We start from the raw sequence: 22,340 nt of genomic DNA, 5'->3' as shown, positions 1-22,340 counted from the left end.
AACTAAATGAATAATAAACTTAAAGGTGGTGATGAGCATGGGATGGTTTAGTAATCCAAAGCAGTCAAAATCAAGTAATGATTTAATTGTAGACGCATTGAATAAATCATTAGCGGTGATTGAATTTGAACCTAACGGAAAAATAATTACTGCAAATATGAATTTTCTAAACGCGATGGGCTATCGTCTTGAGGAGGTTCAAGGTCAGCATCACTCGATGTTTGTTGACCCAGATGAAGCTCAGGGCAACGATTATAAAAACTTTTGGCAACGCCTGCGTAATGGCGAGTTTATCTCAGATGAGTTTAAGCGTAATGCTAAAGGTGGAACTGAGGTATGGATCCAAGCAACTTATAACCCAATTGTTGATGAGCAAGGGCAAGTATTAAAAGTAGTTAAGTTTGCCACCGACGTGACTGAGCAAAAGTTAATAACAGCAGAAGCTTCAGGGCAAATTAGTGCTATAAGTAAATCTCAAGCGGTTATCGAATTTAATTTAGATGGCACTATTATTGATGCCAATGCTAACTTTTTAAATGCGCTTGGCTATCAACTTAGCGAGATTAAAGGCCAGCACCATAGGCTTTTTATTGATCCCGAACATGCAAATAGTATCGAATATAAAGAATTTTGGGCCAAACTAGGTCGCGGTGAATTTGATTCAGGGGAATATTTAAGAATAGGAAAGCAGGGTCAGGAGGTTTGGATTCAAGCATCTTATAATCCAATTTATGATATGAACGGCAAGCCGTTTAAAGTGATTAAATATGCATCTGATATTACTGAACAAAAAGAGCTTGAAAAGGCATCTCGCAAAGCAGCCGATTTAGCAAATGCGCTTAAAGTTTGCCAAGCAAACGTAATGATTGCTGATGAAAACCTTAAAATAGTATTTGTGAACGACCGTGTTCAGCAAATGCTAAAAGTCCGCGAAAAAGAATTACAAACCGTATTGCCAAGCTTTTCTGTTGATAATTTAATTGGCACCTGTGTTGATGATTTTCATAAGCACCCTAATCATCAACGTGATTTATTAAAAAACCTAGATAAGCCCTATAAAGCCGAGCTACTGTTAGCAGGTGTCACTTTTACCTTGATTGCTTCACCTTGGATCAGTCAAGACGGAAAGCATTTAGGCACCATTGTTGAGTGGGAAGATAGAACCAATGAAGTTGCGCTTGAAAAAGAAATCGCTGAGCTTATTGGTGCTGCAGGTAATGGCGAATTAGATACAAGAGTTGCAGAAGACGGGAAGGAAGGGTTCTTTTTACGTTTGGCTCAAGGATTAAATAGCTTAGTTAAAATAGTTGATGATGCCGTTGCCGACACTGGCAATATGCTCGATGCGATGGCAAGTGGTGATTTATCAAAACGTATTGAAAAAGAATACAAAGGTTCATTTGATAAACTTAAACGCGACGCAAATGCTACGGCAGATAAATTAACAGAAGTGATTAATCGCATAAATTCATCGGCAACGTTAGTAGCCAGTGGTGCAGAAGAAATTTCTCAAGGTAATGCTGATTTAAGCCAACGTACAGAAGAGCAAGCCTCGTCACTTGAAGAAACAGCTTCAAGTATGGAGGAAATGACCAGTACCGTTCGTCAAAATGCTGATAACGCAAAAGTAGCAAACGACTTGGCAGAAGAAACCTGTGAAAAAGCGATTCAAGGTGGTGAAGTTGTTAATAGAGCAGTTACGAGCATGTCGGCAATTAATGAGTCGAGCAAAAAAATTGCAGATATTATCGGTGTAATAGACGAAATCGCGTTTCAAACGAATTTATTAGCGCTTAATGCCGCTGTAGAGGCAGCAAGAGCGGGTGAGCAAGGTCGAGGCTTTGCGGTTGTTGCAGGTGAGGTTCGTAATTTAGCGCAGCGCTCTGCGGGCGCAGCGAAAGAAATTAAAGAGTTAATACGAGATAGTGTAGGCAAAGTAGCTGATGGTTCTCAATTAGTTAATGAGTCGGGCGCTACACTTAAAGAGATTGTTGTGTCGGTGCAAAGAGTGACGCAAATGATTTCTGATATTACGGAGGCATCTGAAGAACAAAGTGCGGGTATTGAGCAAGTTAACAAAGCTATTTCTCAAATGGACGAAATGACGCAACAAAATGCCGCTCTAGTAGAGCAAGCCTCTGCTGCTGGTGAGTCTATGGCTGAGCAAGCTAATGAGATGCGCCGATTACTTAACTTTTTCTCAGTAGATCAGCAAGAGATGACAATGATGTCATCAACTATGCGAACTCCTGAACTATCTCATAAGCCGCAAAGCCGTTTTGTGAGTAATAAGCCAAGGGGCGATAACTTTGTAGACTCAGCTGATGAGTGGGAAGAGTTTTAATATTTAGCCTTTTTATGCCTCGTCTAATAAATAGTTACAGCGAGGCACTACTTGTTAGCGTTAGGTTTAATTGAGAGCGAACAATGAAAGAGTTTTTGTGTACCGACCGCGACTTTAAGGAAATTGCCAGTTTAGTTTACAGCGCATGTGGAATTGTATTAGGGGATCATAAGCGAGAGATGGTTTATTCACGCTTAGCAAGACGTATTAGGGAGCGTAAATTAACTGATTTTAAAGCTTACTTAGAGTATCTGAATAGTCATAAAGATCAGGAGTTTGATGCCTTTATTAATGCAATAACAACGAACTTAACGTCTTTTTTTCGTGAAATACATCACTTTGAATTTATAAAATCTGAGCTTGTACCTGCTCTTTTAAAGGCAAATAAAAACAGTAAGCGAGTAAGAATCTGGTCTGCAGGTTGCTCCACAGGGGAAGAGCCTTACAGTTTGGCGATGACTTTAAATAACGCATTTCCGAGCAATTGGGATGTAAAAATACTAGCAACCGATTTAGACTCTAATGTATTGGCAAAAGCACAAAAAGGTATTTACACCGCAGCGAATGTTAATGGCTTAGATGACGTGCAACTTAAGCGTTGGTTTTTAAAAAGCAAAGACGGTGAAAATTATAAAGTTAGAGATAAACTAAAAGAGTCTATTTCTTTCAAGCGTTTAAACTTATTACAAGACTGGCCAATGAAAGGATCATTTGATCTTATTTTATGTCGTAATGTTGTTATTTACTTTGATAAAGAAACAAAAGATCAGCTTTTTAAGCGTTACGCCAATATATTAAATGAACAAGGTTATTTGTTTTTAGGTCACTCAGAAAGTATGGGTAAAGAGCATTCGCAATTCAAAAACTTAGGGAAAACTATGTACCAAAAGGGACAAAATGCACGCTGAGTTCAGGCCGGTATTACCTAACTTTGAACATATTAAACGATATTGGGATTCGGGCCGAGGTAGCGTTGTTGCTAAAGTACTTCCGGGTGAGTTTTATGTTTCTAAAAATAATGAACTGATCTCTACAGTTCTGGGTTCGTGTATTGCGGCTTGTGTATACGATGAAGTACTTGGTATTGGCGGGATGAATCACTTTATGTTACCAATTCAAAAGGGAGTAGAACTTAAAAATGCGCATAGTTTAAGTTGTCGGTACGGTAATTGGGCTATGGAGTATCTTATAAACGAAGTTTTAAAAAATGGCGCGTCTCGGTGTAACCTAAAAGTAAAACTTTTTGGCGGGGGGAAAATTATTAGTGCGATGACTGATATAGGGCTGGGTAATATTAGTTTTGCAGCAGCGTATATTAAAGAAGAGGCATTAAATCTAGTTGCCCATGATATGGGGGGGCCGTGGCCGCGAAAAATATTTTTTCACCCGAACACTGGTAAAGTTCATATGAAAAAACTTAAAAACCTACATAATAATACGATTGAAAAACGCGAAGTCCGTTACTTACAAAACCTTAAAAAGCAAGAAGTAGTAACCGATATAGAGCTGTTTTAGGAGTATGCATGATTAAAGTATTAATAATTGACGACTCCCCTTTAATTAGGCGTTTACTCACTGAAATATTACAACAAGCTAAAGACATTACAGTAGTGGGGAGTGCTGAGGATCCCTACGAAGCTCGCGAAATGATAAAAAAACTCAGTCCTGATGTATTAACGCTCGACGTAGAAATGCCAAAAATGGATGGTATTAGTTTTTTAAAAAACTTAATGCGATTAAGACCAATGCCAGTAGTGATGATTTCAACACTGACACAAAAAGGCTCTCCTACCACACTAGAAGCGCTCGAATTAGGGGCTGTTGATTTTATAGCTAAGCCTACTAATAACGTAAGAGAGCAATTGAGCCAATATGCCTCACTTGTCCAACAAAAGGTGCGAATAGCTGCTGGAGCAAGAGTAAGAAGCTATAAAAAAACGGTCGTCACAAATGAGCCTATTAATACTCATTCTCAGTTTTTACTTAATAAAGTAATAGCGATAGGTGCTTCAACGGGGGGGACTGAGGCTATAAAAGAAGTGCTTATTAAAATGCCACAAAATTGCCCGCCCATTGTAATTACTCAGCATATTCCTCCTGTGTTTAGCGCCTCATTTGCTGAGCGAATGAATCGTACATGCACGATAAATGTGAAAGAAGCTGAACATGGCGATAAGCTTAGCGCAGGCTGGGCTTATATAGCACCGGGTGGGTTTCATTTAAGTATTAAAAAACGAGGTGTTAGCTTGTATTGCCAGCTTGATGATGGCGAGCCGGTGAACAGACATAAACCTGCGGTAGATGTGTTGTTTAACTCATTAGTTGAAACTGGGGCTAAAAACGTAGTTGCAGCCATACTAACAGGAATGGGGAGTGATGGCGCAAAAGGTTTACTTGCACTAAAACAAAACGGAGCACATACCTTGGCTCAAGATGAGTATTCGTCTGTGGTATGGGGTATGCCTAAAGCAGCTGCTGAGCTAAATGCAGCTGACGAGATAGTTGCGCTGGATAAAATAACCCAGCGGCTTTTACATCAGGCCGTTAAGGTTTAGATGCTTCAATTACCCAAGGCTGCGAAAACCAAAAGTAATCACCAGGGCTTGAAATAGAAGGGGCCGTGCAATTAAAACGAGAACGCCCTTTATTAAGCACCTTTGGTGAGGTGATTTCGACAGTATTTTTAGTTATCCATTTTAAATCTGCTTGGCCTACGCTTGATACATAACAGGCAAATTGGCTCTTATGAAAATCACCCATCTTAAATTCCATTGTGAGCGTGGGTGGATTTTGCTGTGTAACGCTATCTTGATAAGTTAAATTGGTGATATTAAACGCGCGTGAGTTGAGCTTAGTAATAAGGGTTTCTAGCTTGCTGTAAAAGCCTGATGCAGGAAAACGCGGCAAGCGGCTAAAATTAGAATCTTTATTTACAGCGCCTGAGTGCTGGCCAATACCCACAAAACCAAGCTCTGTCACGAGTGCTTGCAGCTCGTTATTAAACTCACCATACGGGTATGCTAAGTATTTATAGTCGTGGCCTATTTCTTCTTTTATGCGCTTTTGAGAGTTAAGAATATCTTGCTTAATACGTGATTGCCATTGTGCATCGGTTTCGTTTTCAAGCTTAAGGTGTAAGTAATCATGCTGTCCGCTATGATTGGCTATTAATGCCCCTTTTTTAGATAATTCTTTGAGCTTATCCCACCCCATTACGTAACTCATACCTTCGTCTATTAATTTAGGATTTACAAAGATAGTGTACGGGTAGCCAAACTTTTCTAAAATAGGTGCGGCTTGTTCATAGTTATTGTTATAGCCATCATCAAAGGTGATGGCTAGAGTTTTATCAGGTAAAGTTTCACCTTGTTGAAGCGCGCTAATTAACTCATTAAGAGGAATAACGTTAAAGTTGTGCTCTTTTAAATAGCTTAAGTGCTCCGTAAATGTATTGGCGCTAACGCTCGTGACAGCGGGTAGGGTTTCACTAACATGATGATACTGTAAAATAATGGCTGCTTGAGCCCGTACAGATACACTAATGAGGATAAATAACACTAAATGAAACAATTTCTTATACATAATAAGGCACACCATAAAAGCTTGCTGTTGTTAGCGGGTCCGATGATACTATCAAATATCACAGTGCCGTTGTTAGGAATTGTTGATACTGCTGTAATTGGGCACTTAGGAAGCGCTCATTACTTAGCTGGAATTGCCCTTGGCTCTGCAGTTATATCTATTTTATTTTGGCTTGCTGGTTTTTTAAGAATGAGCACCACGGGACTCGTGGCACAAGCATACGGAAAAAACGATTTAACCCAACTTGCCGCTTTACTTAAACGTAGCCTATTGCTTGCAAGCGCAGTGGCCGTGCTATTAATTGTGTTATCCCCATTAATAAAGCACGCTATTGCTTACCTCTCCGCAGCCAATGGCGACGTACTTAACCAAGCTTATCAGTATTTTAGCATTCGTATTTTTAGTGCTCCAGCAGCATTATGTAATTTAGTGTTACTGGGTTGGATGCTTGGTGTGCATTATGGTCGAGGTCCATTTTATTTATTACTCGTCACTAATATCGTTAATATAGTGCTCGATATTTATTTTGTTGTTTATTTAGATTGGGCAGTTGCAGGCGCTGCATGGGCGTCACTTATTGCTGACTATACAGCACTAGTATTTGCACTGTTTTTAGTGGCTAAACTAGCTAAAAAACAAGACATTGATCTAAATGTACCGAATTGGTTGAGTATTAGCAAAATGGCTGAATTATTGAGTTTGAATAGAGATATATTTATTCGCTCTTTAATACTGCAATTATGCTTTAGTTTTATGACATTTTACGCGGCGCGTATAGGCGAAACCACATTAGCTGCTAATGCTGTCTTACTTAATTTTTTAATGTTGGTGAGCTTTGCTCTTGATGGCGTTGCTTACGCCTCTGAGGCAAAAGTAGGGCAAGCGAAAGGCCAAGGAAGTGTTAAAAACATAGAGCTGTGGGTTAAAATAAGCGTATTTTGGGGTATGCTTTTTGGTGTGTTATATAGCCTATTTTTTGCATTATTTGGCAACACCATAATCAAGCTTTTAACCAATGTGCCAGAGGTTATTCAAGAGGCAACGCATTATTTACCATGGATAGTAGTATTACCAATTTTGGCCATGAGTTGCTTTTTGTTTGATGGTATTTTTGTAGGGCTTACGCGAGCAAAGAACATGCGTAACAGTATGATACTTTCAGCTGGAGTTGGCTTTTTTGGTGTGTTTTGGGTGTTTATAGACTTGCAAAATAACGGGTTATGGCTGGCTATGAGCTGTTTTATGTTAATGCGCGGGGTTACATTAATAATTAAATATCACCACTTAAAAATAAATAATCAGCTATTAGATTAAATAAATGGTTTATTTCCAGAGATCGGGGTCATGGTGTTTAGGGCCCATATCTTTTAAAACTTGTGAAAAACGATTGGCAAAAATACCGCAGTAGCCCCAACCGGCAAAAAATAATGCGGGGAGTAAAATTATAACGCCAATTATTTGTAAGCTGTAGTGGGTGTAATACCCAATAGATATGAATATCACGGCTAGCACGAACAGTGCTAAGCCGCGAAAAAAGCGCTTTAAGCTCAGCTTAGGATTGCTCCCTAAGCGATAGATAAGCTGCTTTAGCATTTACAAGGCCTAATAGTAAGAGTGATCGCCCGCTTCGTGTTCTGTTATATCAGCAACACCGGTGATTTCTTCAAACTTAGCTATCATTTCTTTTTCAATGCCTTCTTTTAGTGTTACATCGATCATAGAACAACCATTACAACCACCACCAAACTGAAGTATAGCTATACCTGCAGCTGTAATCTCAACAAGGCTTACTTGACCACCGTGGTTAGCAAGTTGTGGATTTACTTCGGTTTCTAGCATGTGCTGTACACGTTCGTTTAACGATGCATCGTCACCTATTTTACGCGCCTTTGCATTTGGTGCTTTTAGCGTTAACTGAGTACCCATTTTGTCGGTAACAAAATCGATTTCAGCTTCTTCTAAAAATGGAGCACTTTCTGCATCTACAACGGCATCAAAACCGTTAAAGTTTAGGCGAATATCGCTCGCTTCTACAGCGTCTTCTGGACAATAAGACACACCACATTCCGCTTGTGATGAACCAGGGTTTACAACAAACACACGAATATTGGTTTGTTGTGATTGATCTGCTAATAGTTTAGCAAAATGCGCTTGCGCTGTTTCGGAAATAGAAATCATAAAACCATCTATACTTGACTAAATTACTCGGATACTGCGTATCATACTCCGCTCATCGTGTTGCGGCTAGTGTTGAGCGTAAAAAGTTGGCATCTATTTTAAGCAATGGTAGCGTGCAAACAACGAACATTTTTTGAGTGATTTATATGCGTTTGGTATTAACATTAATGGTGGTGTTGCTTAGCTTTTCAAGTGTAGCTAAGCCACTTTCGTATTATTTTGAACAAGATGTAAAATTTGACCCTTCAATTCCTACTCCTGAGCAAGTACTCGGTTACGAAGTAGGAGAGTGGCACGTGAGACACGATCAGCTCGTACGTTATATGGAAATACTTGCTGATAAAAGCGACCGTATAAATTTTGAAGTGATTGGCCGCACACATGAACAACGCCCCCTTGTCATGCTAACAATTACAGCAGCTGATAAGTTATCAAGCATAGAGCAGACACGCCAAGCTCACTTAGCACGCTTAAGTAACGATGGATCAGATGCTAATTCTACAAAGCAGCCTGCCGTTGTATGGATGGGGTATAGTGTGCATGGTAATGAGTCATCAGGTAGTAACTCATCTTTGCTGGTGGCATATTACTTAGCTGCTGCACAAGGTGCTGAAATAGATGAGTTATTAAACAACACGGTTATTTTACTCGACCCTTCGCTTAATCCTGACGGACTTGCTCGTTTTGCTAACTGGGCCAACAGTAACCGAGGTATGAACTTATCAAGCGACCCTAAAACCCGTGAACATGTTGAAAACTGGCCAAGTAGTCGTACCAATCATTACTGGTTTGATTTAAATCGTGACTGGTTATTACTACAACACCCTGAATCGCGCGCGCGTATTGCTAAATTTCATCAGTGGAAACCAAATGTCTTAACCGATTTTCATGAAATGGGACCAAACAGCAGTTACTTTTTTCAGCCAGGTATTCCTAGTCGTAAGCATCCTATAACACCGGATGAAAATGTAACGTTAACTAAAGCGATTGCTAACTATCACGCAAAAACGTTAGATGAAAACAACGCACTGTACTTTACTGAAGAAAGCTTTGACGACTTCTATTACGGTAAAGGTTCAACCTATCCCGATGTAAATGGTGGCATAGGCATTTTATTTGAGCAAGCAAGTTCTCGCGGGCATATCCAAGACACTATAAATGGACCTTTGAGCTTTCCCTTTACTATTAAAAATCAACTATTAACGAGTTTATCTACCTTTAAAGCCACTGTTGATAACCGCCAAGCATTACTTGATTACCAAGCTAAGTTTTATAATCAAGCTACTGATTTAGCCAGTGATGAAAGCTTTGAAGGTTATGTTATTGAGGGCGCGGATGACAACACTCGTATTAAAGATTTTTTAGGGTTGTTGAAACAGCATCAAATAGATGCTTTTTCGCTTACTAAATCACTCAAGGCAAATGGCAACAACTATACAACCAATAGCTACTTTGTGCCCTTAGCCCAGCCACAGTACCGCCTAATAAAAGCTATTTTTAGCGAGCAAAAAAACTTTGCTGATAACACCTTTTATGACGTATCTGGCTGGACTTTAGCGCATGCGTTTAACTTACCTTTTGCAAAAGTAAAAAGCAGTTGGGGTTTAGAGGTTGCAAGTACACCGTGGCAAAAAGCGGTAAAACCTTCTTTTGCTTCACTTGAGCAAGGCTATGCGTTTGGCTTTTCGTGGGATGATTACCTAGCACCTAAAATGCTAAACAGCCTGTTAAAGCAAGGTATTAAAGCGCGTGTAGCGCTAAGCCCATTAACAGCCAAATCAAACTCAAGTGAAGTAAGCTTTGATGCTGGTAGTATTATTGTGCCAGCAGGCTTACAAACGAATAATGATTGGGTTGGAATATTAAATAAAGCACAAAGCGAGTTTGGAATTGCAATCAAGCCTATTAACTCAGGGCTTACAAGCAAAGGAGCCGATTTAGGGTCTCGTACAATGGCGGTTGTTAGCGAGCCAAAAGTATTATTGGTAGGTGGTAAAGGCGTAAGCCAGTACGAAGCTGGGGAAGTATGGTATTACCTCGATCGCTTTGTAGGTGTTGCGCCAACAATTGTTGAAATGGAGCGTTTAAACTCTATTGAACTCAGTAATTACAGCCATATAGTACTTGCTCATGGTAACTACAATAGCTTATCTGATACCGACAAAGTGGCTATAAAAAGCTGGGTAAGAAAAGGCGGCGTTATTTGGGGCCATAAAGGCGGTGCTAAATTTTTAGCTGATCAGCAATTACTTAAAGCAAGCTATCTATCACGCCAAGATGTAGCAAGTGCATTTAAAACAAAAGGTTTAAGCTACGCCGATAAGGACCATTTAGCAGGACGTCAACGTATTGCAGGTGCTATTTTTAATACTAATGTAGATTTAACTCATCCGCTTACATTTTCACTTAAGCGCAATACATTGCCCGTATTCAAAAACAGTACTTGGTTGCTAGAAGTTTCCGATGCGCCATTCGTAAATGTACTTACCTACACTAAAAACCCATTATTGGCAGGTTTTACTGATGCCGTTAATGTTGATCAAGTTGCTGGTGGTGCTGGCTTAATTGCGCACTCATATGGACGAGGCACTGTGATTGGTATGACTGACGACCCTGTATTTAGGGGTTACTGGTATGGGACTAGTCGACTACTAAGCAATGCGTTATTTTTTGGTCATACGTTTCGTGCAAATGGCGAATAATACCAATTAGCTTAATTAAGTAATCTATTTTGAGGATGGAAAAACGCGTTGATAGCTAGGCAAAAAATTCGCTATTTAGTTGTTCTCGGCAATTTCTTCTGCATTGCTCTACCTTCTGCATCCATGCAGTCGTAAATGAGAATTTTTTAACACAGGTAGCGACACGTTTAGCCCCGCAAAATGATTAAGTATTATTGCGGATTGGTTTAATACTTTTTAATAATTAAATAGGCGTTAAGCAAGTTGTAAAAGCCCACACTTGTTTAGCGCCTGCTTGTTTTAGTGCACTAGTAGCTGCGTTTAATGTTGCCCCTGTCGTCATCACATCATCAACAATAGCGACTGTTTTACCGGCCATATCCTGTGTACAAATAAAGGCATTTTTTAAGTTTCTTATACGCTTTGCTTTGGATAGCTCCGACTGAGCTTGTGTTTTTTTATCGCGAATAAGAACATTACTTAGTGGGGCGTAATTAGCTAAACAGGGTTGCCAAACTTGGCTTACCTGATTAAATCCACGAGTAATAAAGCGGCTTTTATGAAGAGGTAAAATAATAAAGGTATCTGGCAAGTTAGGGCTTTGCTCAAAAAACTGCGTTAACTGTTTTTGTATAATTTGCTGCAATGCCTTTTTATAATGAATTTGATTATTAAATTTTAGCCTTTTAAGCCAATGCTCAAAGGGAGGCTGATAAAAAGCGCATGCAAATAATTTATCAAACTCGCAATTAGGAAACATCTCAATAATATCAGGTCGATGCAATAAACTCGTATGCTTACTAAAATCAAACAATGGTAAATCTTCAAGGCAATAATCACATAGCCCTAAAGAGGTCGCAATCGAGTTTTGACACTGCACGCAATAAGAGGGAAATAACCAATTTAAAACGGCTTGTTTCACAGACTCGCTCCTTGCATTGCAATCGCCTTTCTAAACGTTATGATGAGCCTAAGTTTGGTAAAGGTTAGGCAAATATGCAAAATGAGTTAGTGTTATTACATGGTTGGGGAATGAATCAGGGCGTATGGCAGTTAGTACAGCCAGAACTTGAGTTTTTATATTCAGGAAATGTACGTAGCCATGACCTACCTGGGTTTGGTAATAGCGATGTGTGCCCAAGCCCTTATACTTTGCATGATGCAGCAGAAATTTTGAGTAAGCAATTAAAGCCGAAGAGCATTTTAATGGGATGGTCGTTAGGTGGATTATTTGCACTTTATATTGCGAAGCATTGGCCTGAAAAGGTATCTAAAGTTATTTTAATAGCATCGACTCCTTTTTTTGCAGAGGCAGATAATTGGCCTGGAATAAAAGCGAATGTATTGGCGCAGTTTAAAGAGCAGTTAGTTAATCATCGAGAAAAAACAATAGAGCGCTTTTTAGCTATTCAAGCAATGGGTAGCGAGTCGGCGCGTGATGATATAAAGCAGCTTAAACAATTGCTAAATCAGTACAGCGCACCCCAAAGCGATGCCCTGAGTGCTGGTTTAGATATTTTACAAAACGACGATTTACGTGACTTATTTACTCATTGCCCAGTCCCTATTAGAGGAGTATTTGGCCGGCTTGATGCTTTAGTACCTTATAAAGCTATTAGCAAAATGTCAGCACTAAATACTGAGTTTGAATATGAAGTACTAGATAAAGCATCCCATGCACCATTTATTTCTCATAAAAGTGAGTTTTTATCTGTCGTTAAATCAATGCTTTAAAATAGAGCTAAGAATAGCGCTGTTTAAAGCTTTATTTTGAGCAGAACCTGAGCGATAATTAAACAATGTTTATTTGGTGGAGGTTTTAATATGCCAATCGGATCAGTATTTAATAGTGGTATAGAAGGGTTTAACCGAGCTAGCCAAGGTATTGAAAAAGCCAGTGCTGAGATTAACCGTGCCAGTATAGAACAACAAGATGACGCGCAATTAGCGCAGCAACGTCAGCTTACGGCAGCACGCCCTGAAGAGGCGATTACTGCACCAGTAGCACAACCAGCTCGTGTTGATGAAGCGCTTGTTAACTTAAAAGTTGAAGAATTTAATGCCAAGGCAAACACGCAATCAATTCAAACGGCCGATGATGTACTTGGCACGTTAATCGATATTAAAGTTTAGTATTATGAATATTGTCACGCCATTTCCGTCTATCAATATAAACACCGCAAATGTTTATACGGAAACCGCACGGCGTGACAACCAACTACGCGAAGTTATTCCGGCTCCCGCATCTAGTAGCGCAAGTAATACAGAAACCAAAGCGCAAAGTGATGCTGAAAAAGCAAAATTGCCAGGCAGTAGCGATGGTGCGACGTATAACGCAACGGGAAAAATAGCAGACGAAAAGTCAGTTCAGCAGCGCGATGGAAACTCAGAAAATCCTGAGGGCACTGAGCAAGAAAGTGAAGCAATCGAGAAAAAAGAATCTGAGCAAGAAGAGCTGCAATTAGAACAAGAACAACAACAAATTACAGAGCTAAAAGCACGGGATACTGAAGTACGAATACACGAACAAGCACACGCTTCTGTAGGCGGGCAATATGCTGGCTCGCCAAGCTATGAATACCAACGTGGCCCAGATGGTACTAACTACGCAGTTGGCGGAGAAGTACAAATAGATGTATCAGAGATTCCGGGTGACCCGCAAGCGACTATAGACAAAATGCAAACAGTACGCGCTGCCGCATTAGCGCCTGCAGAGCCTTCAGGAGCTGATCGCTCTATTGCCGCAGATGCTACGCAAAAGCTAGCAGCGGCTCAAGCTGAGCTTGCACAACCTGAAAAAGAAGACGACGAAGACGCAAAAAGTAAACTTGAAGCATCATTCTCTAGCGATGAAAGCAGCGATACAAAAACAGCTAAAAGTGACGAGCAAACACGTGATGCCGATGTTGAGGCACGGGCGGGGCGTATTGCTAATTTTTACCAAATGGCTACATCGCCAGCGAGCCAAAGTAGTTTTTCAGCGTTAAGTTAATAATTTAGCAAAACATAACCACAAAAAAACCGCTTACGCGGTTTTTTCGTTTTAGCTTAGTTGTACAAGTATTATTTTTTTACTTTAGCATTAGCGAACGCATCGGCAAATGCATTGCCCATTAACGCATTACCGTTGTCACGTTTAGGCTTTGCAGCGCGAGGTTGCGAATTATTAGCACGTGCTTGTGGCTTTTGCGTAGCTGGAGCTGCTGACTTATTACTTGTGTCAATATCGTCATCTAAGCGCATAGTAAAGCTTATGCGTTTACGTGCAGCGTCTACTTCAACAACTTTAACCTTTACAATATCACCAGCTTTAACAACTTCACGCGGATCTGATATAAATTTATTCGTGATTGCTGAAATATGCACTAAACCATCTTGGTGAACACCTACATCAACAAACGCACCAAAATTAGCAACGTTTGAAACCACGCCTTCTAAAATCATACCTGGTTTTAGGTCACTAATTTTTTCAACACCGGCTTTAAACTCAGCTGTTTTAAATTCAGGTCGAGGATCTCGACCTGGTTTATCAAGCTCAGTAATAATGTCGGTAACGGTTGGTAAGCCAAACTTTTCGTCAGTGTAATCGTTAGCAGCAAGTTTAGTTAAAAAGTCGCTGTTACCAATTAGGTTACTGACATCTACGCTATTGCGTTCACAAATGCGTTTAACAACAGGATAAGCTTCAGGGTGAACTGATGAGTTATCTAGTGGATCGCTACCATTGTTAATACGTAAAAAACCAGCCGCTTGTTCAAATGCTTTTGGCCCTAAACGCTCAACCTTTTTAAGCTCACTACGTTTAGTAAATGTGCCGTTAGCATCGCGATAATTAACGATATTTTGCGCTAATGTTTTGTTTAAACCAGATACGCGTGTAAGTAACGGTACCGAGGCCATGTTTAAATCTACGCCTACTGAGTTTACACAGTCTTCAACTACTGAAATAAGGCTCTGGCCTAACTGGCTTTGTGATACATCATGTTGGTATTGGCCAACACCAATTGATTTTGGCTCAATTTTAACAAGTTCAGCAAGAGGATCTTGAAGGCGGCGTGCAATAGAGACAGCCCCTCGTATAGAAACATCTAAATCTGGAAATTCATTAGCTGCAAATTCAGAAGCTGAGTAAACCGATGCACCCGCTTCGCTAACCATAATTTTACTAAGCTTAAGTTCGCTGTTTGCTTTGATAAGCTCAGCAACCAACTTATCTGATTCGCGTGATGCAGTACCGTTACCAATCGCAATTAGCTCAACTTTATGCTGACGGCAAAGTTGCTCTAACGTACGCACTGATTTATCCCAATGATTTTGTGGTGCATGAGGGAAAATAGTTTGTGTAGCTAGTAATTTACCTGTGCTATCAACAACGGCAATCTTACAGCCAGTACGAAGGCCTGGATCAAGACCTAAAGTAGTACGAGGGCCTGCAGGTGCAGCCATTAATAAATCTTTTAAGTTTTTAGCAAATACATCTATTGCACCGGCTTCTGCTTTTTCGCGCATTGCTGCAAAAAACTCATTCTCTAGGTGTAACCCTAGCTTAACTTTCCACGCCCATTGAACAACGTTTAATAACCAAGGACTTGCCGCTTTATATTTAATATCTAAACGGTAATGCTCAGCAATCATGTTTGCACATAATTGTGCTGAATTTTCTGCACTAGGCTCTGGGTTTATATTTAACTGAAGTACACCTTCATTTCGAGCTCTAAGCATTGCAAGCGCACGGTGAGAAGGTACTTTTTTAAGAAGTTCTTGATGCTCAAAGTAATCACGGTATTTTGCACCGGCTTGCTCTTGGCCTTTAATCACAGTACTTTCAATTGCGCCATTTTGGCTAATGTGGCTTCTAAATTTAGCAAGTAATTTTGCGTCTTCAGCAAAGCGTTCCATTAAGATGAATTTAGCGCCTTCAAGTACCGCTTTTGTATCTGCAAAACCTTTTTCAGCACTTACAAACTGTTCCGCTTGTTGCTCTGGGTCAAGGTTAGCATCTTTAAATAGTGCATCTGCAAGAGGCTCTAAACCAGCTTCAATTGCTATTTGGCCTTTAGTGCGGCGCTTAGCTTTATATGGTAGGTATAAATCTTCAAGTTCTGTTTTACTTTGTGCATTGGTTATATCGGCACTTAGCTCTGGCGTTAATTTATTTTGCGATTCGATTGTCGATAAAATAAAACTACGGCGCTCTTCTAGTTCACGTAAATACGATAAACGCTGCTCTAAAAGGCGTAATTGGGTGTCGTCTAGGCCGCCTGTAACTTCTTTTCTGTAGCGGGCAATAAAAGGAACAGTTGCGCCTTCATCAAGTAACTTTGTTGCAGCAACAACCTGTTGCTGCTGTGCGTTTAACTCACCGGCTAAACGTGCAGAGATATCGCTCATGCAAAAACCTTTTTATACAATAAAATAAGACCAGAAGCGTGTTACTGGCGCTGTTAATTGCTTGAATAATATCACAGGAGGTAGTAATGAAAAGCTCTTAAAGCAAGCTATTTTACTTGCTTTAAGATGGTTGGGTCGGGAGCAAATCAATTCAACTAAAAGAGCGCCCTAGTGAGGGTGCTCAATGTTTTCTAATACCTCACTGAAAGAGTGAGCAATAGGTGAGATATGTACAGGAATATGTAATGTTTTAGCTATTTGGCGAGCTGAAATTAAACCACAAATTTCGTTACTCGCTGTTGTAACTAATAAAAACATTGTGCCCTGATGCTCCATCGTTTGCAGCGCATCACCAATGCATGCGTAGCTTAAGCTTTGCATACTTACACCTGTAAGGCGGCTAACTGGTGTCATAATGTCACGTAAGCTTACTTCGCTTCGTTGCATATTTAAGCGCTCTGCAATAATAGTAATTTTAGAGCTTTGTAAATCGGCGCTAGAAACTAGGCCAATTAATTTTTGGTGTTCGTCTGTTACTAAAACAAAGTCAGATTGTTGTGCACTTACTTGTTTAAGTGCATCTGTAATCGTTGTTCCATGCTCTGCACGAATAGGTGTTTTTTGAGTAAAGTTATTCACCATTTTTAGCGCTGGAGAAGATAAATCGATTAATGGTTGATCATCTGCAAATGTGCTAGCAATAACGCCATGAGAAATATTTTGGGTACGTAATTCTTTAAAGTTAGACATAGTAGTCACCTTAGTAGTTATAAAATTTAATTAAGTTGTAAAATTATGAATTAAATTAAATAGCTAGGTGGTCCGCGTTGGTATGCAGTGCTAAAAGGTCTGTTTAGATTAGTGCTCTTATAAAAAGAATCTACGACATTAGGAAGTGGTTGAGGCGACCTAAAGGTAATAGTGTTAACGTGAGAGTCCACGTCAAAATCGAGGTTTGCTTGGTCAGGAATATCACAAGTAATAAAGTGATTAGATAGTTTAGCGTTATCAAGGTTTACGTCAGTGTTGCTGGCATGCAGCGTCAAACTTACACTCATTAAAAGTGCAAACAATACGGCATTACTAAATATGCGCTGTACCATGTTTGACATAATCACGACCTTAATTAACTGCTTTCAAATTAAACAAATCAACTTGAATAATTCAGTTATAGCTTATTGCTTTAATTTACACAATCAAAAGTTAACATGATCTGAATCAAAACTTTTTATTTCTTTTTTTGGTAATCGATACTGTTTACATACCACTGCTTTTTTCCTTGAGGTGTGGTCACTTCAAATTCGTCATCTACTTGTTTTTTAATCAACGCACGCGCCATAGGTGAGTCTATTGATATGTAATCTTTACGGTCGTAAATTTCATCAGGACCTACAATTCTGAACTTTTTAACTTCACCTTCTTCGTTTTCAATTTCAACCCATGCACCAAAAAATACTTTTCCATCTTGCACGGGAGAGTAGTCAATAATTTTTAAATCAGGTATGCGTTTGCGTAAGTAGCGTACCCGGCGGTCAATTTGGCGCAGCAAACGCTTGTTATATTGATAGTCTGCGTTCTCAGAGCGATCTCCGAGGCTGGCTGCCCAGCTTACTATTTTTGTTACTTCTGGGCGTTTTACGTTCCATAGTTGATCGTGTTCTTGTTGTAATTGCAAGTAACCTTCGCGGGTAACTAAATTTGTTTTCATGGCCAATTCTTTATTAACTCTAATGGTGTGCACGTTATTAAATTTGCCAAAATTTGTCGAGCGTAAAATTTAATAAAGTACGAGTAAGGAAGCTTTGAAATGTTCAGTAACAATCTAAGCAAGTAATTAGTTTTTGATTATTAAGTTTTTCATTTATATTAACTAGTAATTGGATATAAAAATAAGAAAGAGATTATGGGACACGAGACCACAAAAGTATTAGTTGTTGATGACGATATGCGCTTACGCAGTTTGCTTGAACGTTACTTAGTAGAGCAAGGCTTTATTGTTAGAACCGCAGGAAACTCGGAGCAAATGGATAGACTCCTAGAGCGTGAAAACTTTCACTTAATGGTTCTCGATTTAATGCTTCCAGGCGAGGATGGTTTATCTATTTGCCGCCGACTACGCCAAAAAGAAAATGAAATTCCTATTGTTATGCTTACTGCAAAGGGCGACGAAGTAGACCGTATTATTGGTCTTGAACTTGGCGCTGACGATTACATTCCAAAACCATTTAATCCACGTGAGCTACTTGCTCGCATAAAAGCAATTTTACGCCGCCGCGCAAAAGAAGTGCCAGGTGCTCCAGCTGCTGAAGAAAACTTAATCGCTTTTGGTAAATTTACGCTTAATTTAGCAACGCGCGAAATGAGTGAGGGGGATAAAACAATATCGCTTACCAGTGGTGAGTTTGCAGTGCTTAAAGCGCTTGTTTCGCATCCGCGTGAGCCACTTAGCCGCGATAAGCTAATGAACTTAGCGCGTGGACGTGATTACAGTGCGCTTGAGCGAAGTATTGATGTGCAAGTATCGCGACTTCGCCGCATGATTGAAGTAGATGCTGCTAATCCGCGATATATTCAAACCGTTTGGGGTTTGGGGTATGTGTTTGTTCCCGATGGTGAAAAGTAATATTTATGGGCATGTTTCCGCGCAGTGCTTTTGGGCAAACTGTTTTTTTAGTGGCGGCTTTGTTGCTAATAAATCAAATAGTGTCTTATGTTACGGTTAGTTTTTATGTTGTAAAACCAACTATTGAGCAAGTTAACTTGATGCTTGCTAAGCAAATTAAAACGGTATTTATTGACTGGGAAGATGGCGTTGAAATAAACGACGAAGTATCTGCGAAGTTTTTTGAAATTACCGGCATTGAAGTAATGACGCAGCGCGAAGCAATGCGTCAAGGGCTTGGACAAAGCCGCGAATATTCTATGCTATCGCGTAGTATGACTGAGCAACTTGGTGGTTATTCTCGTGTACGTATTAGCCAAACTGATCCATTGATTTATTGGGTTGAAGCACCGCAAGCGCCAGGTTATTGGGTAAAAGTACCGCTTAAAGGTTTTAAAGAGAATAACTTAGAGTTTTTAACTTTTTACTTATCAAGTATTGGCTTTTTAAGTGTGCTGGGTGGGTGGTTGTTTGCAAGGCACCTTAATAGGCCATTAAAAGCACTGCAACAAGCTGCAGTAAAAGTAGGTAAAGGCGATTTTTCTACCAAATTAGAAGAAGAAGGCTCAACAGAAGTAATAGAAGTAACGCGCGCGTTTAATCAAATGTCGCGCGGAATTGCCGCACTTGAAAACGACCGCCGTTTACTAATGGCTGGTGTATCGCATGATTTACGTACGCCGCTTACGCGTATCCGTTTAGCCACCGAAATGATGGTTGATGAAGACGACTATCTTCGTGAAGGTATTATTTACGATATAGAAGATATGAACGGGATTATCGATCAGTTTATTGAGTATTTACGCCACCATAAACGTGAAGAGCTAAGTTGCGAAGATATAAATGCTTTAGTTGCCGAGGTTGTAAATTCTGAGCTTCAGCATCAACGTACTATTACGTTTAAAAGTAATCCAAATATAGGCAATATACCCTTAAGCTCTGTGGCTATTAAACGTGTAATTACCAACATGATTGGTAATGCGCTGCGTTATTCTGAGGGCGATATTGAAGTACTTAGTTACTTTAATTCAAACAAAAAATATGTAGTTATCGCTGTAAACGATAGTGGTCCTGGGATCCCTGAAAACGAATTAGAGTCTGTGTTTGAGCCCTTTAAGCAAGGCGATGCTGCACGTGGCAGTGAAGGTAGTGGCTTAGGCCTTGCCATTATTAAACGCATTGTTGATATGCATGACGGTAAAGTAAAACTAGAAAACCGCCCAGAAGGCGGTTTAAGTGCACAAGTATATTTGCCAATCAAGGTATCAACCCCTGTACAATAAATGCAGGGGTTTTATTGTATTAAAGTGCTTTAAAGCGAATAGCAGTACCGCCGCTGGTGGCCAGTTTAAGCGTAAGTTTATCGTTTGTAGTCACAATACGTTTTTCGATAGCTATATCGTACGGATTGTTTTTCCACTCTGCGTTTTTACCATCTTTATAAATTTGTGCTTCAAACTTCTTGCCTTGCTCTAAAAAGTCGAGTTTCACCTCAATAGTTCTAGCTTTCTCGTCAGTAACAGCACCTAGGTACCAATCATTTCCTGAGTATTTAGTGCTTTTACGTTCTTTACGGGCAAATACAATAAAGTCGCCTACTTCGCCATCAAGGGCAATACTTTGCTGCCAATCTGTTGGTACGTCTTGAATAAATTGAAATGCGTCGGGCTTAGCCAAATAGTTTTTAGGTAAGTCGGCAGCCATTTGAATTGGGCTATACAACACAACATAAAGTGCAAGTTGTTTGGCAAGTGTAGTTTGTGGGCGGTTTGTATCGCCTCCTAAACCATTAAAGCTCATATCAAAAATACCTGGCGTAAAGTCCATAGGGCCAGAGAGCATGCGGGTAAAGGCAAGCATTGGTACGTGTTCTGGTGGGTTAGGTGGCGAACCCCATGCATTGTATTCTTGTCCGCGTGCGCCTTCGCGCGCAATCCAGTTTGGATAAGTACGGCGCAGGCCTGTATCTTTAATTGGCTCGTGAGTGTTAATGCTAATTTTATGTTTAGCTGCAAGTTTTACGTTATAAAGGTATTCGTTAACCATAAATTGGCCGTCATGCCATTCATGGCGCGCAATACCGTTTTTGTCTATACGTTTTATATTTCCGCCATCGGCTACATAACCTGTTTTTACTTGGCTGACGTTTGATTTTTCGTAAAGTGTAAAGGCATCTTCCATTTGGTCTCGGTAGTTGCTTACATTGCCTGATGTTTCGTGATGGCCAATGAGCTGTACGCCTTTTTCTTTGCCGTATTGAGTCAGCGCTGCTATATCAAAATCATCGTACGGTTTGGTAAAGTTAAATACATCGCCATTAAAGTACCAATCGCCATCCCAGCCAATATTCCAGCCTTCAACGAGTACGCCATCAAAACCATACTGCGCTGCAAAATCCATATAGTATTTTGTGGTTTGCGTAGTGGCGCCGTGTTTTTTACCGCTACCCCAAGTTTGCGTGTTTATATGCATACCCCACCAAATACCGACGTATTTGCCAGGTTTAACCCACGACACGTCACCGAGTTTATTAGGCTCGTTTAAATTTAGTATTATATCTGAATTAACTAGGCCAACAGCGCTGTCGGCTATTTGAATGGTGCGCCATGGTGTTTTAAAAGCGCCTTGCTTTTTAACGGCAATACCATCTGACCAAGGGGTTAAGTCTGCTGTAAATGTGCCTGGACGGCGCTGATTAAGCACCATACCCGCATAATCAACAAGAGCGGCTTCATGAATACTAATATGAGTACCGTCACTTGTTTTAAACGTAAATGGTGTGTGAGCTAGTGGAGCTTCGTTAAGCGCGGTGGTGTTATAAACATATTCGTAGCGGTTCCAGCCACGAGCAGGTATCCACCATGCTGTTGCATCATGGCTATTGTTTATTGCAAATTCAGTCAGCTCTTTGGTTATTTCTGTATTTTCGAAGCCGGTTTGTTGTGGCACTTCGTATCTAAAACCTACACCACTATCAAATGCTTTAAATCGAATGGTGTAGGTGCCTTTATTTGGCTCGTTTTTTGTAAAGGTAACGGCTACTTCGTTATATTCGTCAACAACGTTTTGGCGTTCGCCCCAAGGTTGTTGCCACTGCGAGTTAACGCTTTGTTGTTCAATGCTTTTAATTTTAAAACCGTCGCTAAAGGCCGCTTGTGTTTTAAATTCAAACCCCAGTAAAGACTTGTTTATAACCGCTTTGTTTTTAAATTTTATTGCGTAGCTTGGCGTGTTGTTTTCGTCAGAGATGCTTACTGTTATTTGTGTGTCTGGCGATTTTAGCTCTACAGTTTGTCCGTAGCTATTACTAGCAAAGGCTAAAAGCACAAGTGCAGGGATTCTCATGGTGTGTCCTTAGATGAGTCGGTGGTGACATTTAAGGATAATGACTGTTGATGATTAATACGACTGCCTACATACGTATTCAATGTTTTAAAAAATAGAAAGAATTTAGTGGTTTAATCGGTCTATAATGTAAACAAATTGATAATAGCGACAAGAA

The 22,340-nt window shown here is 40.0% G+C and carries 20 protein-coding genes; 11 read left to right on the top strand and 9 right to left on the bottom strand.

What is annotated here, in order from left to right:
* Window positions 1-37 precede the first annotated feature (37 nt).
* From H5116_RS15455 to H5116_RS15440, 4 genes are all read left to right on the top strand, one after another.
* Entirely contained in the window at window positions 38-2,344 is a 2,307-nt protein-coding gene (locus H5116_RS15455; protein ID WP_182695874.1) for a methyl-accepting chemotaxis protein, read from the top strand.
* 83 nt (window positions 2,345-2,427) lie between these two features.
* Complete coding sequence (locus H5116_RS15450; RefSeq protein WP_033020851.1) at window positions 2,428-3,252, top strand: protein-glutamate O-methyltransferase CheR; 825 nt, start codon at window positions 2,428-2,430, stop codon at window positions 3,250-3,252.
* Window positions 3,242-3,859, top strand: a complete 618-nt coding sequence (gene cheD, locus H5116_RS15445) for a chemoreceptor glutamine deamidase CheD (RefSeq protein WP_039489124.1) — start codon at window positions 3,242-3,244, stop codon at window positions 3,857-3,859. The genes H5116_RS15450 and cheD overlap by 11 nt, the downstream gene beginning before the upstream one ends.
* Before the next feature lie 8 nt (window positions 3,860-3,867).
* The gene (locus tag H5116_RS15440) at window positions 3,868-4,899 is read left to right on the top strand and encodes a chemotaxis response regulator protein-glutamate methylesterase (RefSeq protein WP_182716560.1); all 1,032 of its coding nucleotides are present in this window, start codon (window positions 3,868-3,870) and stop codon (window positions 4,897-4,899) included.
* On the opposite strand, the gene H5116_RS15435 is transcribed toward H5116_RS15440, so the two are convergent.
* Window positions 4,889-5,926, bottom strand: a complete 1,038-nt coding sequence (locus H5116_RS15435) for a polysaccharide deacetylase family protein (protein ID WP_165724171.1) — start codon at window positions 5,924-5,926, stop codon at window positions 4,889-4,891. The two genes, H5116_RS15440 and H5116_RS15435, sit on opposite strands and share 11 nt — an antisense overlap.
* Here H5116_RS15435 and dinF point away from each other — a divergent pair.
* Window positions 5,906-7,240: an MATE family efflux transporter DinF gene (gene dinF, locus H5116_RS15430; RefSeq protein ID WP_182716559.1), complete on the top strand. Its 1,335-nt coding sequence runs from the start codon at window positions 5,906-5,908 to the stop codon at window positions 7,238-7,240. The genes H5116_RS15435 and dinF overlap by 21 nt on opposite strands.
* A 9-nt stretch (window positions 7,241-7,249) precedes the next feature.
* Here the strand turns inward: dinF and H5116_RS15425 are convergent, their stop codons facing one another.
* On the bottom strand, window positions 7,250-7,519 hold the full coding sequence (locus H5116_RS15425) for a hypothetical protein (protein ID WP_002959572.1): 270 nt from the start codon (window positions 7,517-7,519) through the stop codon (window positions 7,250-7,252).
* A 9-nt stretch (window positions 7,520-7,528) separates the two neighbouring features.
* A complete protein-coding gene (gene nfuA / locus H5116_RS15420) occupies window positions 7,529-8,104 on the bottom strand; it encodes a Fe-S biogenesis protein NfuA (RefSeq protein ID WP_002959571.1) in 576 nt (191 codons plus the stop codon).
* A gap of 146 nt (window positions 8,105-8,250) precedes the next feature.
* Here nfuA and H5116_RS15415 point away from each other — a divergent pair, with 146 nt between their 5' ends.
* Window positions 8,251-10,806 (top strand): M14 family zinc carboxypeptidase, encoded by a 2,556-nt coding sequence (locus tag H5116_RS15415; protein ID WP_182716558.1) that lies wholly within the window; start codon window positions 8,251-8,253, stop codon window positions 10,804-10,806.
* A gap of 223 nt (window positions 10,807-11,029) precedes the next feature.
* On the opposite strand, the gene H5116_RS15410 is transcribed toward H5116_RS15415, so the two are convergent.
* Window positions 11,030-11,707, bottom strand: a complete 678-nt coding sequence (locus H5116_RS15410; RefSeq protein ID WP_182694083.1) for a ComF family protein — start codon at window positions 11,705-11,707, stop codon at window positions 11,030-11,032.
* A 74-nt stretch (window positions 11,708-11,781) separates the two neighbouring features.
* On the opposite strand from H5116_RS15410, the gene bioH reads away from it, so the two are divergent.
* From bioH to H5116_RS15395, 3 genes are all read left to right on the top strand, one after another.
* Window positions 11,782-12,519 (top strand): pimeloyl-ACP methyl ester esterase BioH, encoded by a 738-nt coding sequence (gene bioH / locus H5116_RS15405; protein ID WP_182694084.1) that lies wholly within the window; start codon window positions 11,782-11,784, stop codon window positions 12,517-12,519.
* A gap of 90 nt (window positions 12,520-12,609) precedes the next feature.
* Window positions 12,610-12,918, top strand: coding sequence for a hypothetical protein (locus H5116_RS15400; protein WP_002959563.1), 309 nt, complete (start codon window positions 12,610-12,612; stop codon window positions 12,916-12,918).
* A gap of 4 nt (window positions 12,919-12,922) precedes the next feature.
* On the top strand, window positions 12,923-13,777 hold the full coding sequence (locus tag H5116_RS15395) for a putative metalloprotease CJM1_0395 family protein (protein ID WP_138489779.1): 855 nt from the start codon (window positions 12,923-12,925) through the stop codon (window positions 13,775-13,777).
* A 71-nt stretch (window positions 13,778-13,848) separates the two neighbouring features.
* Here H5116_RS15395 and H5116_RS15390 read toward each other — a convergent pair whose 3' ends face one another.
* From H5116_RS15390 to greB, 4 genes are all read right to left on the bottom strand, one after another.
* A complete protein-coding gene (locus H5116_RS15390; RefSeq protein WP_154904138.1) occupies window positions 13,849-16,176 on the bottom strand; it encodes a Tex family protein in 2,328 nt (775 codons plus the stop codon).
* A gap of 168 nt (window positions 16,177-16,344) precedes the next feature.
* Window positions 16,345-16,926 carry a CBS domain-containing protein gene (locus tag H5116_RS15385; RefSeq protein WP_024595749.1) on the bottom strand — a complete coding sequence of 194 codons (582 nt, stop codon included), beginning with the start codon at window positions 16,924-16,926 and terminating at the stop codon, window positions 16,345-16,347.
* Window positions 16,927-16,976: 50 nt separating this feature from the next.
* A complete protein-coding gene (locus H5116_RS15380; protein ID WP_138489777.1) occupies window positions 16,977-17,288 on the bottom strand; it encodes a hypothetical protein in 312 nt (103 codons plus the stop codon).
* Between the two features lie 116 nt (window positions 17,289-17,404).
* Window positions 17,405-17,884: a transcription elongation factor GreB gene (greB, locus tag H5116_RS15375; protein WP_002959554.1), complete on the bottom strand. Its 480-nt coding sequence runs from the start codon at window positions 17,882-17,884 to the stop codon at window positions 17,405-17,407.
* Window positions 17,885-18,079: 195 nt separating this feature from the next.
* Between greB and ompR the strand changes: the two genes are divergently transcribed.
* Both ompR and envZ read left to right on the top strand, forming a co-directional pair.
* Complete coding sequence (gene ompR / locus H5116_RS15370; protein WP_002959552.1) at window positions 18,080-18,799, top strand: two-component system response regulator OmpR; 720 nt, start codon at window positions 18,080-18,082, stop codon at window positions 18,797-18,799.
* Window positions 18,800-18,804: 5 nt separating this feature from the next.
* The gene (gene envZ / locus H5116_RS15365) at window positions 18,805-20,121 is read left to right on the top strand and encodes a two-component system sensor histidine kinase EnvZ (protein WP_182716557.1); all 1,317 of its coding nucleotides are present in this window, start codon (window positions 18,805-18,807) and stop codon (window positions 20,119-20,121) included.
* Window positions 20,122-20,140: 19 nt separating this feature from the next.
* Here envZ and H5116_RS15360 read toward each other — a convergent pair whose 3' ends face one another.
* On the bottom strand, window positions 20,141-22,183 hold the full coding sequence (locus H5116_RS15360) for a glycoside hydrolase family 97 protein (RefSeq protein WP_182716556.1): 2,043 nt from the start codon (window positions 22,181-22,183) through the stop codon (window positions 20,141-20,143).
* Between the last annotated feature and the right edge of the window lie 157 nt (window positions 22,184-22,340).

The organism is Pseudoalteromonas sp. SG45-2, from assembly GCF_014164115.1.
In the GTDB taxonomy this organism is placed as follows: domain Bacteria; phylum Pseudomonadota; class Gammaproteobacteria; order Enterobacterales; family Alteromonadaceae; genus Pseudoalteromonas; species Pseudoalteromonas distincta.
This window is presented reverse-complemented; position numbering and strand designations above follow the sequence as displayed.

Bases quoted from the DNA above. Each gene is read 5' to 3' on its own strand.
- H5116_RS15380 (WP_138489777.1), bottom strand. From the start codon at position 17,288: ATGTCAAACATGGTACAGCGCATATTTAGTAATGCCGTATTGTTTGCA.
- greB (WP_002959554.1), bottom strand. From the start codon at position 17,884: ATGAAAACAAATTTAGTTACCCGCGAAGGTTACTTGCAATTACAACAA.
- H5116_RS15455 (WP_182695874.1), top strand. From the start codon at position 38: ATGGGATGGTTTAGTAATCCAAAGCAGTCAAAATCAAGTAATGATTTA.
- H5116_RS15360 (WP_182716556.1), bottom strand. From the start codon at position 22,183: ATGAGAATCCCTGCACTTGTGCTTTTAGCCTTTGCTAGTAATAGCTAC.
- H5116_RS15395 (WP_138489779.1), top strand. From the start codon at position 12,923: ATGAATATTGTCACGCCATTTCCGTCTATCAATATAAACACCGCAAAT.
- H5116_RS15440 (WP_182716560.1), top strand. From the start codon at position 3,868: ATGATTAAAGTATTAATAATTGACGACTCCCCTTTAATTAGGCGTTTA.
- cheD (WP_039489124.1), top strand. From the start codon at position 3,242: ATGCACGCTGAGTTCAGGCCGGTATTACCTAACTTTGAACATATTAAA.
- ompR (WP_002959552.1), top strand. From the start codon at position 18,080: ATGGGACACGAGACCACAAAAGTATTAGTTGTTGATGACGATATGCGC.
- H5116_RS15415 (WP_182716558.1), top strand. From the start codon at position 8,251: ATGCGTTTGGTATTAACATTAATGGTGGTGTTGCTTAGCTTTTCAAGT.
- envZ (WP_182716557.1), top strand. From the start codon at position 18,805: ATGGGCATGTTTCCGCGCAGTGCTTTTGGGCAAACTGTTTTTTTAGTG.
- dinF (WP_182716559.1), top strand. From the start codon at position 5,906: ATGAAACAATTTCTTATACATAATAAGGCACACCATAAAAGCTTGCTG.
- H5116_RS15450 (WP_033020851.1), top strand. From the start codon at position 2,428: ATGAAAGAGTTTTTGTGTACCGACCGCGACTTTAAGGAAATTGCCAGT.
- H5116_RS15425 (WP_002959572.1), bottom strand. From the start codon at position 7,519: ATGCTAAAGCAGCTTATCTATCGCTTAGGGAGCAATCCTAAGCTGAGC.
- nfuA (WP_002959571.1), bottom strand. From the start codon at position 8,104: ATGATTTCTATTTCCGAAACAGCGCAAGCGCATTTTGCTAAACTATTA.
- H5116_RS15400 (WP_002959563.1), top strand. From the start codon at position 12,610: ATGCCAATCGGATCAGTATTTAATAGTGGTATAGAAGGGTTTAACCGA.
- H5116_RS15435 (WP_165724171.1), bottom strand. From the start codon at position 5,926: ATGTATAAGAAATTGTTTCATTTAGTGTTATTTATCCTCATTAGTGTA.
- bioH (WP_182694084.1), top strand. From the start codon at position 11,782: ATGCAAAATGAGTTAGTGTTATTACATGGTTGGGGAATGAATCAGGGC.
- H5116_RS15385 (WP_024595749.1), bottom strand. From the start codon at position 16,926: ATGTCTAACTTTAAAGAATTACGTACCCAAAATATTTCTCATGGCGTT.
- H5116_RS15390 (WP_154904138.1), bottom strand. From the start codon at position 16,176: ATGAGCGATATCTCTGCACGTTTAGCCGGTGAGTTAAACGCACAGCAG.